This window comes from Niveibacterium sp. 24ML (assembly GCF_026586805.1).
Classification (GTDB): domain Bacteria; phylum Pseudomonadota; class Gammaproteobacteria; order Burkholderiales; family Rhodocyclaceae; genus Niveibacterium.
On the sequence record NZ_JAPFHA010000001.1, the window covers coordinates 274379 to 291564 of the forward strand.

Consider the following 17186-nt stretch of genomic DNA (forward strand, 5'->3'; position numbering starts at 1 on the left):
TCGGCGCAATGCTCGACACGGTTCGCGAGGTCTCAACGCCAGAGCTGATTGCCCTGCGACTGCACTGCGCAGGCCCGGTGCCGCGTGCCTTGGCCTGGTTGATTGATCTGGCGATCCGTGGCGGCATCTACCTTGCCATTGCAATTCCGCTCAGTGCGTTTGGCAAGGGCGGCACCGGCCTCGTCCTGGTGGCGGTGTTCCTGATTGAATGGTTCTATCCGGTGCTGTTCGAGGTGCTCGGCAGGGGCGCCACGCCTGGCAAGCGGGCACTTGGTCTGGTGGTGCTCAATGGCGACGGCAGCCCGGTCGGCTGGGGGCCGTCGCTGACCCGCAACCTGTTGCGGGTGGCTGACTTCCTGCCCTTTCTCTACGCGCTGGGGCTCATCTCGATGCTGATGTCGCGCGAGTTCCGCCGCCTCGGCGACATCGTCGCCGACACCATCGTCACCTATCGCCGCAGCGCAAGCCCCTTGCCCATCGCGCCCGAGGCGCCACACTGGCGCACAAAGGCGCCGCTATCGCGCACCGCACAGCGGGCCGTGCTGGCCTTTGCCGAGCGGGCACCCCGGCTCTCGCCGGAACGCGCGGAAGAACTCGCCGAACAAGCACCGATGCTGACCGACGACGCGCTGGGCCAGCAGGCGGTTGAGCGCCTCTACGGCCTCGCCCACCACCTCACCGGGCGCGAACGATGAGGCAGGAGCAATTCGAGGCCCGCTTCGCCGCACGCTGGGACGAGTTCGATCTGTGGTTGAAGCACACAAGACTGCCGCGCCGCCAGCGCGCCAAGCAGGCGACGCCGTTCGCCGATGTGGAGATGGCACCGCGCTACCGTGAAATCTGCCAGCAACTCGCATTGGCCCGCTCCCGCGACTACGGCCCGGCGGTCACCGAGCGCCTGCACAGGCTTGCGCTCGAAGGGCACGACGCACTCTACGGCACGCCCGGCGGCGGCCTGTCGCGCTTTTTCGCCTACCTTGCCGGCGGCTTTGCGCAAGAGGTGCGCCGCGAGTGGCGCGTCTTGCTGGCGGCAACGCTCGCGTTCGTGCTGCCCTACGTACTCACGATGATTGCGGTGCGCGCGCAGCCTGACTTTGCCTACATCGTTCTGCCGGCGGACCAGCTTGCACAGTTCGACACCATGTACGGCCCCGACGCCGACGCGCTGGGCACGCAACGCGGTGCGCGCGACGACCTGACGATGTTCGGCTTCTACATCTACAACAACATCGGGCTCGCATTCAAAACCTTCGCCGGCGGCTTGCTCGCGGGCCTTGGCAGCCTCGCAGCACTGCTCTACAACGGCACCTTCATGGGCACGATCGAAGCGCATGTGGTGAACCTGGGCCATGCAGCGCGCTTCTACTCCTTCGTTGCCGGCCACAGCAGCTTTGAATTGACCGCCATCGTGCTGTGCGGCGCGGCCGGCCTGAAGCTGGGTCTGGCCTTGCTGGCGCCGGGCGATCACTCGCGCAGTGCCGCACTTCGCCAGGCGGCCCGCAGCGTGATCGGCATCGTTGCGGGCGCCGCCGCCATGCTGGTGATTGCCGCCGCCATCGAAGGCTTCTGGTCGCCCCGCACGCTGCCCTTGCCGCTCAAGCTGGGTGTGGGCGCATTCAACTGGGTGCTGGTGATCGGCTACCTCCTGTTCGCCGGGAGGCGCAATGCGCCCTGAGCGGCTGAGCGTTGCGCTGCGGCCACGCAACGGCTGGGAGGCCATCGACCTGGGCGTGCGGCTGGTGCAGGCCAACGCCCGCAGCGCCTTCGCCGTCAGTTTTGCGGTGATCCTTCCCTTGGCATTGGTGGTCTTTGCCGTCGTCGGTTATGGCTTCGAGATGCCCGGCCTTGCGGCACTGATCGTCTGGTGGCTCAAGCCCTTCTATGACCGCGTGATCCTGCACAGCCTGGCGCACGCGGTGTTCGGCGAACACCCGAGCCTGCGCGCCACGCTCGCGCAGATTCCCCGCTTGCTGCGCGCCTCGCACCTGGTTTCGGGTTTGTTGTGGCGGCGCTTCGATCCGCTTCGCAGCGTGCGCCTGCCGGTTGATCAGCTCGAAGGACTCGCAGGGGCCGCCGCCCGCGCCCGGCGCCGGGTGATCACCAATCGGGTCGGCGGTGCCGGCGTCGCGCTCACCTTCTGCTTCATCCACTTTGAATACATCCTGTGGTTCGGCTTGATCGCATTGGCGGAGGGCTTCATGCCGGAGGGGATGTCCATCGTGGAGCACCTCCTCGGTAGCCTGTTTGACCCCGAAGCGCTCGACCCCACCTGGACGCTGTGGATGGATCTGAGCTTCGGGCTGATCTTTGCGGCAATCAGCGCGGCGCTCGAACCCTTCTACGTCGCCGGTGGTTTCGCGCTCTACCTCAAGCGCCGCACCGACCTTGAAGCCTGGGACGTTGAACTGCTGTTCCGCCGCGTAGCCAACGAGTCAGCCCGCTCCGTTGCGGCCGCCTTGCTCTGCGCGCTCTGCCTCGGCGCATTCCTGCCGGGCGCGCCGGCCGAAGCGGCAGACACGGCAGCGCGCCGCGAAATTGCGATCCGCGAAGCCCCCACAAAGGCGGCCGAAGTGCTGCGTGCGCCAGAGTTCGGCCACCCGACCAAACGCAAGACCCTCAGCCTGCGCGAAGAGCCGGCAGAAGCCGCAGCCCCTCCCGCGCCCTGGCTGAAACGCTGGCTCGACTTCTGGCGCGGCGCGGGTGTCTGGATGGCCGAGACCCTGCGGCTTGCCGGCTGGATCGGCATCGCGCTGGCGGTGCTTGGCCTGCTGTGGCTGCTGGCACGCCAGGCGGGCGTCTGGCGCGCACGGCGCTTGCCGCCGCCACCACCGGCGGAAATCGGCGGGCTCGACATCCGGCCTGAATCGCTGCCGGATGACGTTGCCAGCACGGCGCTCAGGCTGATCGAAAGCGGGCAAGCCCGCGATGCCCTGGGGCTGCTTTACCGCGGCGCGCTCTCACGCCTGGCCCATCACGAGCGCATCCCCTTCGGGCCCGGTGATACCGAAGGCGATTGCCTGCTGCGGGTCACGCGTGCGGGCAGCGCGCACCGCAGCTACTTTGCGCAGCTCACCCGCTGCTGGCAGTCGGTCGCCTACGCGCACAACGTCCCCTCCCACGACGAAGCGGCGGCGCTCTGCGCCGACTGGCGCGCGAGCTTCGGGGCCCTGCGATGACACGCGAGCGCCGCCTCACGATCATCCTTGTCCTTGGCCTGCTGCTGATCGGCAGCGCATGGCTGCTGCCGCGCCTTGAATGGATCGAGGTGGAGGTGCCCGGCCGTCAGAGTGGCGAGGCTCGGCGCAACAGCTCGCTCGCCGCGCGGCGCATGATCAGTGCCCTGGGCTATCGCACCCGCACCATTCACGACGCCACCGAACTGGCCCGCCTGCCGCTGAACGCAACGCTGTGGCTCAACCAGACCCTGCCCGATCCCGCCGCTGGCCGTGCCAGCGACCAGATCGCCGCCTGGGTGAAGGCCGGCGGACATGCCGTCATCGCAGTCCCGGCAGACTGGCAACCGCGCCGTCTGGCCGAAGCCTTTGGCGTGCGTGCGCTCGGCCTCCACAGCACCAAGCATGGCGCCTTGTTGCAGTTCGAGGGCCGCAAACTGCAGGTCAGCCTGCGCCAGTGCGATGTATTCACCGCCCCGCACCCGGTCGTCTGGTCTGCCAGCGTGCATGGCTACCGGCCGATCCATCGCGGCACCGAGGACGACGATGACTCGCGCGCCAAGCCCGCCAAGGATGTTGCCGCTGATGCCACCGCCGTGGCGCGGTTCCGCGTCGGGGCCGGGATGCTGACCGTGCTGTGCGACGACCGGCCGATGCTCAACGAAGCGCTCGGCCAGGGCGATAACGCGCGCTTCACCGCCGCCCTACTGCTCGAAGGCGCACGCGACGAAGTCATCTTCGCCACGCAGCCCGAATACCCCTCGCTGCCCGCCTGGCTGTGGCAACACGCGAGCAGCCTGCTGGCCACCGTCGCCGCACTGATCGCGCTGTTGCTGTGGCGCGCCAGCGTGCGTTTTGGCGCGCTGCAAGCGGTGCCGCCGGCCGCCCGGCCCGGCATGCGGACGCATCTGGAAGCGCTCGCCGCCTTCCTGCTCCGCCAGCAGGAATTTGACGGCCTGCTGCGCGGTCCGCGCGAGGAAGCACGCCACTTGCTCGCGCGTCTGCCGGGCGACGCGGCAAACCAGATCGACGAAGCGGCACGACGCAGCGGGCTGGACGCACACGCCGTGCGCACGGCCCTTGAAAACCGCCCGCGTGACGCCCACCAATACCAGCGACAGGCGCAAACCCTGTCGCGCCTGATCGACCGCCTGCGCACTGCGCACCAAAGCCCTGCCAGAAGGAACCCATGATGACTGCCCCGCTCGAACTGGGCGATGCCCACCGCCTTGCCCGCGCCTTGCGCGACGAAGTCAGCCGCGTTTTCATCGGCCAGGCACAGGTCGTCGATGAAACACTTTGTGCCCTGTTCGCGGGCGGCCATGTGCTGCTGGAAGGCGTGCCGGGCTTGGGCAAGACCCTGCTGGTCAAGGCGCTGGCCAAAGCTTTCGATGGCAGCTTTTCGCGCATCCAGTTCACCCCCGATCTGATGCCGGCCGATGTGACCGGCCACACCTTGTACGACGCGCGCAGCGGCCAGTTCCTTACCCGCCGTGGCCCGGTCTTCGCGAACCTCTTGCTGGCCGACGAAATCAACCGCGCGCCGGCCAAGACCCAGGCGGCCCTGCTCGAAGTGATGCAGGAAGGGCAAGTCACCCTCGACGGCAAGGCCGAAAGCCTGCCGCCGCCCTTCCTTGTCCTTGCCACCCAGAATCCGATCGAGCAGGAAGGCACCTACGCGCTGCCCGAAGCCCAGCTCGACCGCTTCCTCCTCAAGGTGCTGATCGACTACCCGGCACATGCCGACGAGCGCGCGCTGGTGGCGTGGGCCACCGGTGGCCGCGTTGGCGACCGGCTGGAAGTGGACGCCGTGCGCACGGTTGCGAACACCGGCCAGTTGCTTGCCATGCAGCAGCTTGCCGCCAGCCTGCCGGTGGACGACGCCGTGCTGGACTACGCCGTGCGGTTGGCCCGGTCCACCCGCGACTGGCCGGGCATCGCGATCGGCAGCGGGCCGCGCGGGGCCATCGCGCTGGTGCGCGCAGCGCGCGGCCGTGCCCTGCTGGCCGGCCACAACTACGTGCTGCCCGACGACATCAAGGCCGTCGCGCCCGCGGCGCTGCGTCACCGCGTCATGCGATCCCCCGAAGCAGAGATCGAAGGCCTCGAAGTAGGCGCACTGCTCGACGATCTGCTCGCACGCGTCGACGCACCGCGCAGCTAGATCGCACACCGATGCTGTTACCCGCACGCCGCCTGTTGCTTGCCACCGGCCTGCTCGCCATGCTGGCGCTCGCGCCCGCCTTGCGGCCCGATTGGGCGCCCGCCTGGTTTGCGCTGGCAACGCTGCTCGTGCTGCTGGCCGCGGGCGATGCGGCCGCGAGTTGGTGGGAACACGCCCCCAGCGCAAGCCGGAAGCTGGAGCACGCGCTGCCGCTGGGCGAGCATTCGCGCGTCACGCTGCAACTGGCCTGGCACGGCCGGCGCACACGCCCCGCCGAAGTCAGCGACCACACACCAGGCGCCTTCGAGCAGCAAGGCATGCCTGCCCGCATCCAGTTGCGCGAGGGTACGCTGGGCACCATCACCTACCGCTTGCGGCCGATCGCACGCGGCGAGCACCGCTTCGGCCCGATCGCGGTGCGCGTCGGCTCACCGCTCGGGCTGTGGCAGCGGCAGCACCTGATTGCGGCGGACAACACGGTACGGGTGTATCCGAACTTCACTGTTTACAGCCGGCACGCGCTACTGGCCGCCGATGCGCGCACCGCCGCCAGCGGGGTGCTCAAACGTCGCCGGCGCGGGCAGGGGCTGGATTTCGAACAACTGCGCGAATACCGCGAAGGCGACACGCCGCGGCAGATCGACTGGCGCGCCACCGCGCGCCTCGGCAAGCTGATCTCGCGCGAATATCAGGACGAACGCGACCAGCGCATCATCCTAATGGTCGACGCCGGGCGCCGCATGGGCGCGCGCGACGGCACGCTGTCGCACTTCGATCACGCCCTCGACGCGCTGCTCCTGCTGGCCTGGGTAGGGCTGCGCAACGGTGACGCCGTGGGCCTGCACACGCTCGGCGGGCACCAGCGCATGCTGGCGCCGCACAAGTCGCGCGCCACGCTGGCACGCATCCTCGACGCGGTCTACGACCTCGAACCCACCCTCGAAGCTTCTGACTTCGAAGCGGCGGCGCAACAGTTGCTGGCGCGCGACAAGAAGCGGGCGCTGGTGGTGATCCTGACCAACCTGCGTGACGAGGACGATGAAAACCTGCTCAGCGCCGTGCGCCTGCTCGGGAGCCGGCATCTGGTGCTGGTTGCCAGCTTGCGCGAACGCGCGCTGGACGAGGCCTGCGCGAGCCCGTCCCACACGACGCAAGGCCTGGCATTGCACGGTGCGGCGCTCGACTACCGCCAGCGCCGCGACGCGAGCTTCCGGCGCCTGCGCCAGGCGGGCGTGCTGTGCCTCGACGCCACGCCCGAAAGCCTCGCAATTACAACAGTCAACCGCTATCTGGCCGTCAAGGCGGAGGGTCGCCTCTAGGCGCCTCCGCACGCGCGGTTAAACTCGCCGGATGAACGCACGCAAGCCCGATCCGATGATCCACCTCGCCCGTGGCATGGAACTGCATCGCCACGGACGCATCCCGGAAGCAGTGCGGGCCTATCAGAGCGCCCTGCAGATCGCGCCCGGCCTTCACGCCGCGACCAAGTATCAAGGACTGGCGCTGTTCCAGATGGGGCTGCGGGAACCGGGCCTGGCGATGATGCGCCGCGCCGCCGAGCAGCTGCCAGAAGACGCATCGGCGCACTTCAATCTTGGCCAGGCGCTGTGCAGCGTCGGGCGCGAATCAGACGGCCTCGCGGCCTTCATGCGGGCGGCGCAGCTTGAGCCGGGCGATGCCGATGCGGCCGCCATGGCCGCCAGCCTTGCCGAGCGACTGGGCGAACGCGGCAAGGCGATCGAACTCTGGCAAAGCGTGGTCAGCGCCCGGCCGGCGTTTGCCGAGGGCTGGGACGAACTCTCGCGCCTGTGCTACCTCGACAACCAGCTCGAGGCCGCGCTCGACGCCCACCGCCGCGCCCTGGCGCTCGACCCTTCGGTGATCGAGCGGCGCCGGATCGGCTTTGCCGACCCGGACCCCGCCCAGGCGCGCCCAATCGTCAGCCTGCCGCTCGATGCCGCGCGCCATCCGTCGATGGCAAGCCGCGAAGCGCTCGATCAATTCGCTGCAGACACCGGGCTGGCGATCATTGATGAAGTCGTCCGCCATCCGCTCGGCTACCGCGAGCACGCGCTGGAGCGCGAGTTCCAGCCGGTGGCCTATGCCGGTCAGAACTTCCCCGGCCTGCAAACGCGGGGCAGCGATCCGCAGGAAATCATGACCATTGTGGCCACGGCGCTGGGTCGCCGCGTCAAGTGGATATCACCCGACAACGGCGTTTGCCGTCTCTCATACGCCGACTCGACGGCACGCACCGACATCCATGTCGACAACGAAGAGGGCGACAACCGCGATCGCTTTGCCGCAGTGCTCTACCTCAACCTGCCCGGTCAGGAGCAAGGCGGCACGACCTTCTGGCGCCAGCTTGACACGGGCTGGACGCGGCGCCTGCCTGATGAGGACCTGAAGCGCAACGGCTTCACATCCTTCAAGGCCTTCCAGGAGAAATGGCTGCCCAACCAGAACGCGCGGCGTTTTAGCGAGCTGACCGCTGACCGCAAGGCGTGGGAGCCGATCGTCGAACTCGCAATGAAGAACAATCGCCTCGTACTGTACCGCGGCGATTTCTTCCATTCGCTCTCCAGCGTGTTCGGCAGCACACCGCAGGACGGCCGCCTGGTACAGCTGTTTTTCTTCGAGCCCGCCTGACCCCGAAAAGGGCTGGTTACCTGCGGTTACAAGGCGAACGGCGACGAGCGTGTAAAATTGTGCGATGCATCGACAGCACGCTCCGTCGCATCGCTTTGCGGTGCGCGTCTACTACGAAGACACAGACGCCGCCGGCGTTGTGTACTACGCGAACTACCTCAAGTTCTGCGAACGCGCACGCACCGAATGGCTCCGCGCCCTCGGTTTCGAGCAGCAAAAGCTGCGCGAAGAACGGGCGCTGGTTTTCGTCGTGCGGACCGTCGAGGCCGAATACCTCAAGAGCGGCGTGCTCGATGACGCCCTCACCGTGGAATCCTCGATCGCCGAAATCGGCCGCTCGAAGCTGGTATTTGCTCAAACCGTGATGCGCGGCAGCGAGCGCTTGTTCGATTGCCGCGTCGGCGTGGTCTGCGTCGACTGGAACAAGCGCAAACCCGCCTCGGTTCCCCCTGACATTCGGGCGCTCATGGCGGCCCACCCTGACACTCACACGGAATCTCACCGATGACCGGTCACGACGATCTTTCAATCCTCTCCCTGATCGCGCAAGCCAGCCTTGTCGTCAAGCTTGTGATGGCGCTTCTGGCCGGCGTGTCGTTCATGTCGTGGTACTGGATCTTCCGCAAGGGGATCTCGATCCGCGCCGCGCGCGCCCATACGGCCGATTTCGAGAAGGAGTTCTGGAGTGGCGGCGACCTGGGCGCCATGTATCGCAGCGCCGCCGCCTCGCGCGAAGCGGTCGGGCCGCTGGGCCGCATCTTCGAAGCAGGCTACCGCGAATTCGCAAAACTGCGCGGCCAGCCCAATCTCGACGCCTCCGACATCATCGACGGCGCACGGCGCGCGATGCGCGCCACCTACCAGCGCGAACTCGACGATCTGGAAGCGCACACCGCCTTCCTCGCAACCACCGGTTCGGTGAGCCCCTATGTCGGCCTCTTCGGTACCGTGTGGGGCATCATGAATGCCTTCCGCGGCCTCGGCGATGTGGGCTCGGCAACCCTCGCGCATGTCGCGCCCGGCATCGCAGAAGCCCTGGTTGCCACCGCGATCGGCCTGTTTGCCGCAATCCCTGCCGTGGTGGCCTACAACCGCTTCGCCTACGACATCGACCGCCTTGCCAACCGCTTCGAGAGCTTCATGGAAGAGTTCTCGAACATCCTGCAGCGCCAGCTCAAATGACCCTGCCCGCACGACTCACCGCCAGCGGGGGCGCGTCATGAGCCGCCGCCCCCGCCGCATGATGAACCAGATCAACGTGGTGCCGTACATCGACGTGATGCTGGTGCTGCTGATCATCTTCATGGTCGCCACGCCAATGATGACCACCGGCAATGTCAACCTGCCTTCGGTGGGCAAGGCCCCCCAGCCGCCGGCGCAGCCGATCGAAATCCACATGGACGAGAACCTGCAGCTTTCGGTGATCGACCGCGCCCGCAAGGGCGCCCAAGCCAGGGAAGTGAGCGAGAACGAACTGGTGGGTCTGCTGCAGGACGCGCAGGCACGCAATGCCGAGCAGCCGGTGCTGATCGCCGCCGACAAGCGGGTGAGGTACGAAGCCGTCATCAACCTGATGGACGTCCTGCAGAAGAATCAGGTTCAGAAGGTTGGCCTGCTGGTGCAGCAGGGCAAACGCTAGGGATCGCCGGGCATGGAATTCAACCCAGCGATGCGGACCGTGGACGAGCCGGGCAAGTGGCTTTCGGCCGGCCTGGCCGCACTGGTACACGGCATCCTGATCGCGATCCTGTTCTGGGGCGTGAGCTGGCAGCGCAAGGCCCCCGAGTCCTTCGAGGTCGCCCTGGTCAGCGCAAACACGCCCAGCCAGGCCGCCCCGGCACCACCTCCGCCCCCGCCACGCGTCGAGCCGCGACCCGCGCCCAAGCCAGAACCCAAAGCGGAACCCGAGCCGCCCAAGCCAGCCGCCAAGCCCGATATCGCGCTGCCAAGCCCCAAACCCGAGAAGAAGCCAGAGAAAAAACCCGAGCCAAAGCCTGAGCCGAAACCAGAACCCAAGCCGAAGACCGAAAGCAAACCGGAGAAACGCGAACCCCAGCCTGACTTGCGCGCAGCGGCTGAAGCGGAAGCCAAAGCTGTGCAAACGAAGGCCGCGCGAGAGGCGGCGAAGATGCAACAGGACCGCGCGCTTAATGATGATTTGGCGCGAATCAGCAGCGGGAAAGCGTCGAAGGCCATCGACGGCTGGAAAACGAAGGTCGTAACCAAAGTCCGGGGGAATATCGTATTGCCGCCGGGGATCAACGGGAATCCAAACGCGGCTTTCTACGTCAAATTATTGCCGTCAGGTGAGATTCTTGAGGTACGACTAAAGTCCTCGAGTGGAAATGCAGCCCTTGACGCAGCCTGGGAACGGGCCATCAGGAAGTCTAGTCCACTGCCTCAGATGGAAGATGGGACGCTTCCTGATCGCGAACTAAGTCTGGATTTCAAACCCTTTGAAACGTGACTCACGACCACTAGGAGAAACGGTCGGCCCCAATGACTTATAATCCCGCGATGTTTTCAAGACGTGACTTTATTCACACCGGACTGGCAGGCGCGAGCTTGCTGGCGGTGCCGGCACATGCGCAGCTTCGCATCGAGATCACCGGCGCGGGTGCGCGCCAGTTCCCGATCGCGATTGCAGCCTTCGAAGGCGACGGGCTCCTGCCACGCTCGATCTCGGATGTCGTCCGCGCCGATCTTGAGCGCTGCGGCCTGTTCCGCATCGTCGAAACCGGCCCGCAACCGGTCGGCGAATCGGCCAAGATCGACTTCCCGAACTGGAAGTACCGCGGCGCAGATGCCTTCGTGGCAGGCAGCGTCACCCGCCTGGCCGACGGACGCCTCGCGGTTCGCTTCCGGCTCTTCGATACCACCAAGGCGAGCGATCTGGGTGGCCTTGAACTGACCATCCTCACCGAGCAGTTCCGCTACGCGGCCCACCGCATCGCTGACTGGGTCTATGAGAAGCTGCTCGGCGAACCGGGCGCCTTCTCGACGCGCATTGCCTACGTGGTCAAGAACGGCCGCCAGTATCAGTTGCAGATCGCAGATGCCGATGGGCAGAATGCCAGCGCCGCGCTGGTCTCGGACGACCCGATCATTTCGCCCGCATGGTCGCCGGATGGCACGCGCCTGGCTTACGTATCCTTCCAGACCAAAAAGCCGGTGGTGTACCTCCACACCCTTGCGACCAAACAGCGCACCGTGCTGTCGAACTTCAAAGGCTCCAACTCCGCACCGGCATGGGCGCCCGATGGCAGCCGCCTGGCCGTAGTGCTGACCAAGGATGGCCTGTCGCAGATCTACGAACTGCGGGCTGACGGCAGTGGCGCACGGCGACTGACACAGTCGACCGGCATCGATACCGAGCCCTTCTACTCGCCCGACGGCAAGTTCCTCTTCTTCACATCGGATCGCGGCGGCTCGCCGCAGGTCTACCGGATGCCGGCAAGCGGCGGTGATGCCGTGCGCGTGACCTTCGAGGGCAACTACAACGTCAGCCCACGCGTCTCGCCCGACAACAAGACGCTTGCCTACCTCACGCGCAGCGAGGGGCGATTCCGCATTGCCTTGATGGACCTGGCAAGCCAGCAGGTACAGATCCTGACTGATTCAGACAAGGACGAGTCGCCGAGCTTCGCCCCGAACGGGCGCCTTGTTCTTTTCGCCACCGAGGTTGGCGGCCGCGGCGTTCTCTCCGCCGTGTCCGTGGACGGACGTGTCAAACAACGACTTTCAGGCTTCGCGGGCGACGTCCGGGAACCGGCCTGGGGGCCGCTGAGCAGGTAATAAGAGCAGTACCAAGAAACTTTAGATTTGAAACAGGAGCCAGTAAAAAATGCGTAAACTTCTTCTCCCTTCGCTCATCGCAATCGCCCTCGGCGCATGCAGCACCGCACCGACCGAGACCAAGCCGGTCGTCGAAACCAAGCCGACCAAGCCGGCTGAAGTGACCAAGCCAGCCGAGCCGGTCAAGGTTGACCCGCTTGCCGCGCTGAAGGATCCGAACAACATCCTCTCGAAGCGCAGCGTCTACTTCGAATTCGACAAGTACGACATCACCGCGAGCTACCAGCCGCTGGTCGAAGCCCACTCGAAGTTCCTCGTCTCCAACCCGCAACTCAAGGTGCTGATCCAGGGCAACACCGACGAGCGCGGCTCGCGTGAATACAACCTGGCCCTGGGCCAGAAGCGTGCCGAGGCCGTCAAGAAAGCCATGAGCATGCTCGGCGCAAAGGACAGCCAGCTTGAAGCCGTGAGCCTGGGCGAAGAGAAGCCGAAGAACGCCGGCCATGACGAAGCAGCATGGGCTGACAACCGCCGTGCTGACGTGCTGTACTCGGGCGAGTACTGATATGCGAGCCATTGTGCTCGCATTGATGCTCGGCGCGGTTGCCCTTCCGGCCCGCGCCGGGCTTTTCGACGACGACGTCGCGCGCAAGCAGATCGAAGCGCTGCGCGTTGATCATGAAAACCGCCTGCAGAAGCTTGAAGCCTCTGCCCGCGGGCAGATCGAACTGGCGAATCAGATCGAAAGCCTGAAGCAGGAAATTGCGAAACTGCGCGGCCAGATCGAAGTACTGACCAACGATCTCGACCAATCGCAAAAGCGTCAGCGTGATTTCTATGTTGACCTGGACACCCGTCTGCGCAAATTCGAAACCGTGGCAGTTGCCGCCGAAGGGGGTGATGCAGCGCCCGCGGCCGACCCGGCAAACGAAACGCGCGACTACGAAGCCGCGTTGAATCTGGTCAAGGCCGGCAAGAACAAAGAAGCCGCGGCCGCGTTCATCGCCTTCACCAAGGCCCACCCGAAGAGCAGCTTCCTGCCGAGCGCGAATTACTGGGCCGCGTCAGCCCTGTACCAGCAACGGGAAATCGCCGAAGCCGTCAAGTACTACGGGAAGACCGCGGATACCTGGCCGGACGACGCTCGCGCGCCGGATGCGCTGCTCGGGCTCTCCAATTGCCAGGCAGAACTGGGCGACAAGAAAGGCGCGCGCGCCTCGCTCGAGAAGATCGTTTCGCGCTACCCCTCCAGCCCCGCCGCACAGACTGCAAAGCAGCGCCTGGGCAAGAAGTGAGTCGTCTTGATGCCACGGTCGGCGCAACGCGTTTGCGCCTGACCGAGATTTTCTTTTCGCTGCAAGGCGAATCGACCCGGGTTGGCCTGCCCACCGTCTTCATCCGCCTCACCGGCTGCCCGCTGCGCTGTAGCTGGTGCGATACCACCTACTCCTTCACCGGCGGCGAATGGCACACGATCGATGAGATCCTGGCCATCACCGCAACGCATGGCACCCACACGGTGTGCGTCACCGGCGGCGAGCCGCTTGCGCAGAAGCCCTGCCTGACACTGCTCACCGCACTGTGCGAGGCCGGCTATTCCGTATCGCTTGAGACTTCAGGCGCGCTGGACATCAGCCAGGTCGACCCACGCGTGTCGCGCATCATGGATCTCAAGGCCCCCGGTTCCGGCGAAGCAGCCAGGAACCATTGGCCCAACATCGCCCAATTGCGCAGCGACGACGAAGTCAAGATCGTGCTCGCCGACGAGGCGGACTACCTTTGGGCGCGCGAGCAAATCGCCACGCACGCGCTCGATCGCCGCTGCACCGTGCTGCTCTCTCCGGTGCAAGGCACTCTGCGCCCGGACCAATTGGCCGAGTGGGTCTTGCGCGACCGCCTGGCCGTGCGGATGCAGGTTCAGTTGCACAAGGTAATCTGGGGCAACCAGCCGGGTCGCTAAGCCCCGCCCCCCTTTGATTGAAGGAACACTCATGACCGAACGCCGCGCTGTCGTCCTGCTCTCGGGCGGACTCGATTCGGCAACCTGCCTCGCCATCGCTCGTGCCGAAGGCTTTGTCCCCTACGCGCTCTCGGTTTCTTATGGCCAGCGTCATGCGGCTGAACTGCAGGCCGCTGCGCGGGTCGCAGCCACACTCGGAGCGCGCGAACACCGCACCGCGCGCGTCGACCTGGGAATCTTCGGCGGATCTGCACTGACCGACGCGGCGATCGCCGTGCCGGTCGGCGGCATCGAGCCCGGCATTCCCGTCACCTACGTCCCGGCGCGCAACACCGTCATGCTTTCGCTCGCACTGGGCTGGGCCGAAGTACTCGGCGCCAACGACATCTTCGTCGGCGTGAATGCGGTGGACTACTCCGGCTACCCGGATTGCCGCCCAGAATTCATCGCCGCCTTCGAGAAGCTTGCCGACGTTGCAACCAAGGTTGGCGTAGAAGGGGCGCGGATGAAGATTCACGCCCCGCTGATCGAACTCTCAAAGGCCCAGATCATCGAACGCGGCACCGCCCTGGGCGTCGACTACGGCATGACGGTCTCCTGCTATCAGGCCGACGACGAGGGCCGCGCTTGCGGCGCCTGTGACGCCTGCCGCTTGCGCCGCGCAGGCTTCGAGGCCGCCGGCATCCCGGATCCAACGCCTTACCGGACTTGATCTTCAGGTCCAGGTTGACAAACTGACGCCAACAACCTATATTCTCGTGCTCTGTTTCTCGGGGGTCGGTAGCTCAGTCGGTAGAGCAGCGGACTTTTAATCCGTTGGTCGCGAGTTCGAATCTCGCCCGACCCACCAGCAGTTGAAACAGATTTGGGGGTATAGCTCAGTTGGTAGAGCAGCGGACTCTTAATCCGTTTGTCGTAGGTTCGACCCCTACTGCCCCTACCAAGACATCAAAAAAAGCCCGGTTCTCGAACCGGGCTTTTTCTTTTTGCGCCGCGGCTCAGCGCCGCCGTTTCGTCGCGCCGCCAAGCATCGAACCGAGCACGCCACGGATGATCTGGCGCCCCACTTCGCTGCCCATGGTGCGTGCGATGCTCTTGGCGGCCGTCTGAACAACCCCCTCCTTGCGGCCGCCGCGCGGCCCAGTGCTGCCGAACAGGATATCGCTCAGCATGCCGCCGAAGCCACCTCCCTCCGCTTCGGCACCGGGCGCGTCACCACCCTGCTGCACGGCAGCCGCGCCGCCGGCGGCTGCGCCCCGAAGCCGCTCGTAGGCAGACTCGCGATCAAGCACTTCTTCGTAATGCCCGTAGAGCAGCGAGCCTTTCACGACCGCCTCACGCTCAGGCGCGGTCAGCGGGCCAATGCGGGTGCCCGGCGCAGTAATGAAGGCGCGTTCAACCACCGCCGGCCGCCCCTTTTCATCAAGAAATGACACCAGGGCCTCACCCACGCCCAACTCGATGATGGCGCTTGCTGCGTTGAACTTCGGGTTGGCTCGCAGCGTCTGCGCGGCCGTCTGCACGGCCTTCTGATCGCGCGGGGTGAAAGCCCGCAAGGCATGCTGCACCCGGTTGCCCAGCTGCCCCAGCACGGTGTCGGGAATATCGAGCGGGTTCTGTGTCACGAAGTACACGCCGACCCCCTTCGAACGAATCAGGCGCACGACCTGTTCGATCTTCTCCAGCAGCGCAGGCGGCGCTTCGTTGAACAGCAAATGCGCCTCATCGAAGAAGAACACCAGTTTGGGCTTTTCAAGATCCCCCACCTCGGGCAGTTGCTCGAAGAGTTCGGCCAGCATCCACAACAGGAAGGTGGAATACAGGCGCGGCGATCCGTACAGCTTGTCCGCCGCCAACACGTTGATGACGCCGTGGCCCTTGGCGTCGGTCTGCATCAGGTCGGCGATGTCGAGCATCGGCTCGCCGAAGAATTTGTCCGCCCCCTCTTGTTCGATCGACAGCAAGCCACGCTGGATCGCGCCGATCGACGCTGCCGATACGTTGCCGTACTCGGTGGTGAACTGTTTGGCGTTCTCGCCCACATGCTGAACCATTGCGCGCAGGTCCTTCATGTCCAGCAAAAGGAGGCCGTTGTCGTCCGCGATCTTGAAGACCAGTTGCAGCACGCCGGACTGCGTGTCGTTCAGATTGAGCAGGCGAGAAAGCAGCAAGGGGCCCATGTCGGAGACGGTCGCGCGGACCGGGTGGCCGGACGCACCAAATACATCCCAGAACACCGTCGGGCAGGCTTCAAACGCGGGCAGTTCAATGCCCAACTGTTCTGCGCGCGCCTTGAGCTTGGGGGTTTCACTGCCTGCCGCGGCAAGGCCGCTCAAATCGCCCTTCACATCGGCCATGAACACCGGCACGCCAATCCGAGAGAATGACTCGGCCAGCTTCTGCAAGGTCACTGTCTTGCCGGTCCCGGTTGCCCCCGTAATCAGTCCGTGACGGTTGGCCAGTTGTGGCAGCAGCGCGATGTCCTGCTGGTCGACGCGAGCGATCACGAGTGGTGCGGTCATGGGCGACTCCTGATGGGTGAAGTGGGTTGCGAGATTAGCATGCAGGTGCAAGTCGCTGACGGCACCGGCTGACGCAACGCAAGCGCGCGTGCGGTGTTCGCTTCTTGCCAGGGTGTAGAATTGCGGGCTTTGTGATTACTCGGAATTCGGATCATGGCTGGTCACTCGAAATGGGCCAACATCCAGCACCGCAAGGGTCGGCAGGACGCCAAGCGGGGCAAGGTGTTCACCAAACTGATCAAGGAAGTTACCGTTGCCGCCAAGATGGGCGGCGGCGACCTGAGCGCCAACCCGCGCTTGCGCCTGGCCGTCGACAAGGCCAAGGCCGAGTCGATGCCCAAGGACAACATCGAGAACGCGATCAAGCGCGGCACCGGCCAGCTTGAAGGCGTTGTCTACGAAGAGTGCCGCTACGAGGGCTACGGCATCGCCGGCGCCGCCGTGATGGTCGATTGCCTGACCGACAACAAGGTACGAACCGTGGCGGATGTACGTCATGCCTTCTCCAAGTACGGCGGCAACATGGGTACCGATGGTTCGGTTGCGTTCCAGTTCAAGCACTGCGGCACGCTGCTGTTCGCCCCCGGCACCAGCGAAGATGCACTGATGGACGCCGCGCTCGAAGCCGGCGCGGAAGACGTTGTGACCAACGAAGATGGCTCGATCGAAGTCATCACCGGTCCGTGGGAATTCACCGCAGTCAAGGAAGCTCTTGAGACCGCAGGATTCAAGGCAGAGTTCGGCGAAGTCACGATGAAGGCACTCAACGAGACCGTGCTGACGGGTGACGACGGCATTCGCATGCAGAAGCTGCTCGACGCGCTCGATGCGCTCGACGACGTCCAAGAGGTGTATACCTCGGCAGCGATTGAAGATTGAGTCTGCTGGGCCGGGCGTCCGCGCGCGCCCGGCGCTGAGGTATC

The 17186-nt window shown here is 65.5% G+C and carries 18 protein-coding genes and 2 tRNA genes; 19 read left to right on the forward strand and 1 reads right to left on the reverse strand.

Annotated elements, in window-relative coordinates; translation table 11 throughout:
* Positions 1-8: 8 nt before the first annotated feature.
* The 18 genes from OPU71_RS01245 to OPU71_RS01330 all read left to right on the forward strand — a co-directional run bounded on the left by OPU71_RS01245 (position 9) and on the right by OPU71_RS01330 (position 14684).
* The gene (locus OPU71_RS01245; RefSeq protein ID WP_267724177.1) at positions 9-695 is read left to right on the forward strand and encodes an RDD family protein; all 687 of its coding nucleotides are present in this window, start codon (positions 9-11) and stop codon (positions 693-695) included.
* Positions 692-1675, forward strand: coding sequence for a stage II sporulation protein M (locus OPU71_RS01250; RefSeq protein WP_267724179.1), 984 nt, complete (start codon positions 692-694; stop codon positions 1673-1675). The genes OPU71_RS01245 and OPU71_RS01250 overlap by 4 nt, the downstream gene beginning before the upstream one ends.
* Positions 1665-3176, forward strand: coding sequence for a DUF4129 domain-containing protein (locus OPU71_RS01255; protein ID WP_267724181.1), 1512 nt, complete (start codon positions 1665-1667; stop codon positions 3174-3176). The genes OPU71_RS01250 and OPU71_RS01255 overlap by 11 nt, the downstream gene beginning before the upstream one ends.
* Positions 3173-4366, forward strand: coding sequence for a DUF4350 domain-containing protein (locus tag OPU71_RS01260; protein ID WP_267724182.1), 1194 nt, complete (start codon positions 3173-3175; stop codon positions 4364-4366). Before OPU71_RS01255 ends, OPU71_RS01260 begins: the two co-directional genes overlap by 4 nt.
* Positions 4363-5337: an AAA family ATPase gene (locus tag OPU71_RS01265; RefSeq protein WP_267724183.1), complete on the forward strand. Its 975-nt coding sequence runs from the start codon at positions 4363-4365 to the stop codon at positions 5335-5337. The genes OPU71_RS01260 and OPU71_RS01265 overlap by 4 nt, the downstream gene beginning before the upstream one ends.
* A gap of 11 nt (positions 5338-5348) precedes the next feature.
* Positions 5349-6656, forward strand: a complete 1308-nt coding sequence (locus OPU71_RS01270) for a DUF58 domain-containing protein (RefSeq protein WP_267724185.1) — start codon at positions 5349-5351, stop codon at positions 6654-6656.
* Positions 6657-6687: 31 nt separating this feature from the next.
* On the forward strand, positions 6688-7986 hold the full coding sequence (locus OPU71_RS01275) for a tetratricopeptide repeat protein (RefSeq protein WP_267724186.1): 1299 nt from the start codon (positions 6688-6690) through the stop codon (positions 7984-7986).
* 64 nt (positions 7987-8050) lie between these two features.
* Entirely contained in the window at positions 8051-8494 is a 444-nt protein-coding gene (gene ybgC / locus OPU71_RS01280; RefSeq protein WP_267724188.1) for a tol-pal system-associated acyl-CoA thioesterase, read from the forward strand.
* Entirely contained in the window at positions 8491-9168 is a 678-nt protein-coding gene (tolQ, locus tag OPU71_RS01285; protein ID WP_267724190.1) for a protein TolQ, read from the forward strand. The genes ybgC and tolQ overlap by 4 nt, the downstream gene beginning before the upstream one ends.
* A 37-nt stretch (positions 9169-9205) precedes the next feature.
* Positions 9206-9625: an ExbD/TolR family protein gene (locus OPU71_RS01290; RefSeq protein ID WP_267724192.1), complete on the forward strand. Its 420-nt coding sequence runs from the start codon at positions 9206-9208 to the stop codon at positions 9623-9625.
* 12 nt (positions 9626-9637) lie between these two features.
* A complete protein-coding gene (locus OPU71_RS01295) occupies positions 9638-10453 on the forward strand; it encodes an energy transducer TonB (protein ID WP_267724194.1) in 816 nt (271 codons plus the stop codon).
* A 50-nt stretch (positions 10454-10503) separates the two neighbouring features.
* Positions 10504-11781 (forward strand): Tol-Pal system beta propeller repeat protein TolB, encoded by a 1278-nt coding sequence (gene tolB / locus OPU71_RS01300; protein ID WP_267724320.1) that lies wholly within the window; start codon positions 10504-10506, stop codon positions 11779-11781.
* A 49-nt stretch (positions 11782-11830) separates the two neighbouring features.
* Complete coding sequence (gene pal / locus OPU71_RS01305; RefSeq protein ID WP_267724196.1) at positions 11831-12346, forward strand: peptidoglycan-associated lipoprotein Pal; 516 nt, start codon at positions 11831-11833, stop codon at positions 12344-12346.
* Between the two features lies 1 nt (position 12347).
* Positions 12348-13076, forward strand: coding sequence for a tol-pal system protein YbgF (gene ybgF, locus OPU71_RS01310; RefSeq protein ID WP_267724198.1), 729 nt, complete (start codon positions 12348-12350; stop codon positions 13074-13076).
* Entirely contained in the window at positions 13073-13741 is a 669-nt protein-coding gene (gene queE, locus OPU71_RS01315) for a 7-carboxy-7-deazaguanine synthase QueE (RefSeq protein ID WP_267724201.1), read from the forward strand. The genes ybgF and queE overlap by 4 nt, the downstream gene beginning before the upstream one ends.
* Positions 13742-13772: 31 nt before the next feature.
* Complete coding sequence (gene queC / locus OPU71_RS01320) at positions 13773-14453, forward strand: 7-cyano-7-deazaguanine synthase QueC (protein WP_267724203.1); 681 nt, start codon at positions 13773-13775, stop codon at positions 14451-14453.
* 62 nt (positions 14454-14515) lie between these two features.
* Positions 14516-14591, forward strand: a tRNA-Lys gene (locus OPU71_RS01325).
* Between the two features lie 17 nt (positions 14592-14608).
* Positions 14609-14684: transfer RNA gene (locus OPU71_RS01330), tRNA-Lys, on the forward strand.
* 55 nt (positions 14685-14739) lie between these two features.
* Here the strand turns inward: OPU71_RS01330 and OPU71_RS01335 are convergent.
* Positions 14740-16263, reverse strand: coding sequence for a helicase HerA-like domain-containing protein (locus OPU71_RS01335; protein ID WP_267724206.1), 1524 nt, complete (start codon positions 16261-16263; stop codon positions 14740-14742).
* A gap of 153 nt (positions 16264-16416) precedes the next feature.
* Between OPU71_RS01335 and OPU71_RS01340 the strand changes: the two genes are divergently transcribed.
* The gene (locus OPU71_RS01340) at positions 16417-17142 is read left to right on the forward strand and encodes a YebC/PmpR family DNA-binding transcriptional regulator (RefSeq protein WP_267724208.1); all 726 of its coding nucleotides are present in this window, start codon (positions 16417-16419) and stop codon (positions 17140-17142) included.
* The last annotated feature ends 44 nt before the right edge of the window (positions 17143-17186 follow it).

What these genes read in the sequence shown, in the direction of transcription:
- OPU71_RS01250 (WP_267724179.1), top strand. Translation starts at nt 692, where the DNA reads ATGAGGCAGGAGCAATTCGAGGCCCGCTTCGCCGCACGCTGGGACGAG.
- pal (WP_267724196.1), top strand. Translation starts at nt 11,831, where the DNA reads ATGCGTAAACTTCTTCTCCCTTCGCTCATCGCAATCGCCCTCGGCGCA.
- tolQ (WP_267724190.1), top strand. Translation starts at nt 8,491, where the DNA reads ATGACCGGTCACGACGATCTTTCAATCCTCTCCCTGATCGCGCAAGCC.
- OPU71_RS01265 (WP_267724183.1), top strand. Translation starts at nt 4,363, where the DNA reads ATGATGACTGCCCCGCTCGAACTGGGCGATGCCCACCGCCTTGCCCGC.
- ybgF (WP_267724198.1), top strand. Translation starts at nt 12,348, where the DNA reads ATGCGAGCCATTGTGCTCGCATTGATGCTCGGCGCGGTTGCCCTTCCG.
- OPU71_RS01295 (WP_267724194.1), top strand. Translation starts at nt 9,638, where the DNA reads ATGGAATTCAACCCAGCGATGCGGACCGTGGACGAGCCGGGCAAGTGG.
- OPU71_RS01335 (WP_267724206.1), bottom strand. Translation starts at nt 16,263, where the DNA reads ATGACCGCACCACTCGTGATCGCTCGCGTCGACCAGCAGGACATCGCG.
- tolB (WP_267724320.1), top strand. Translation starts at nt 10,504, where the DNA reads ATGTTTTCAAGACGTGACTTTATTCACACCGGACTGGCAGGCGCGAGC.
- OPU71_RS01340 (WP_267724208.1), top strand. Translation starts at nt 16,417, where the DNA reads ATGGCTGGTCACTCGAAATGGGCCAACATCCAGCACCGCAAGGGTCGG.
- OPU71_RS01275 (WP_267724186.1), top strand. Translation starts at nt 6,688, where the DNA reads ATGAACGCACGCAAGCCCGATCCGATGATCCACCTCGCCCGTGGCATG.
- OPU71_RS01245 (WP_267724177.1), top strand. Translation starts at nt 9, where the DNA reads ATGCTCGACACGGTTCGCGAGGTCTCAACGCCAGAGCTGATTGCCCTG.
- OPU71_RS01260 (WP_267724182.1), top strand. Translation starts at nt 3,173, where the DNA reads ATGACACGCGAGCGCCGCCTCACGATCATCCTTGTCCTTGGCCTGCTG.
- OPU71_RS01255 (WP_267724181.1), top strand. Translation starts at nt 1,665, where the DNA reads ATGCGCCCTGAGCGGCTGAGCGTTGCGCTGCGGCCACGCAACGGCTGG.
- OPU71_RS01290 (WP_267724192.1), top strand. Translation starts at nt 9,206, where the DNA reads ATGAGCCGCCGCCCCCGCCGCATGATGAACCAGATCAACGTGGTGCCG.
- OPU71_RS01270 (WP_267724185.1), top strand. Translation starts at nt 5,349, where the DNA reads ATGCTGTTACCCGCACGCCGCCTGTTGCTTGCCACCGGCCTGCTCGCC.
- queC (WP_267724203.1), top strand. Translation starts at nt 13,773, where the DNA reads ATGACCGAACGCCGCGCTGTCGTCCTGCTCTCGGGCGGACTCGATTCG.
- ybgC (WP_267724188.1), top strand. Translation starts at nt 8,051, where the DNA reads ATGCATCGACAGCACGCTCCGTCGCATCGCTTTGCGGTGCGCGTCTAC.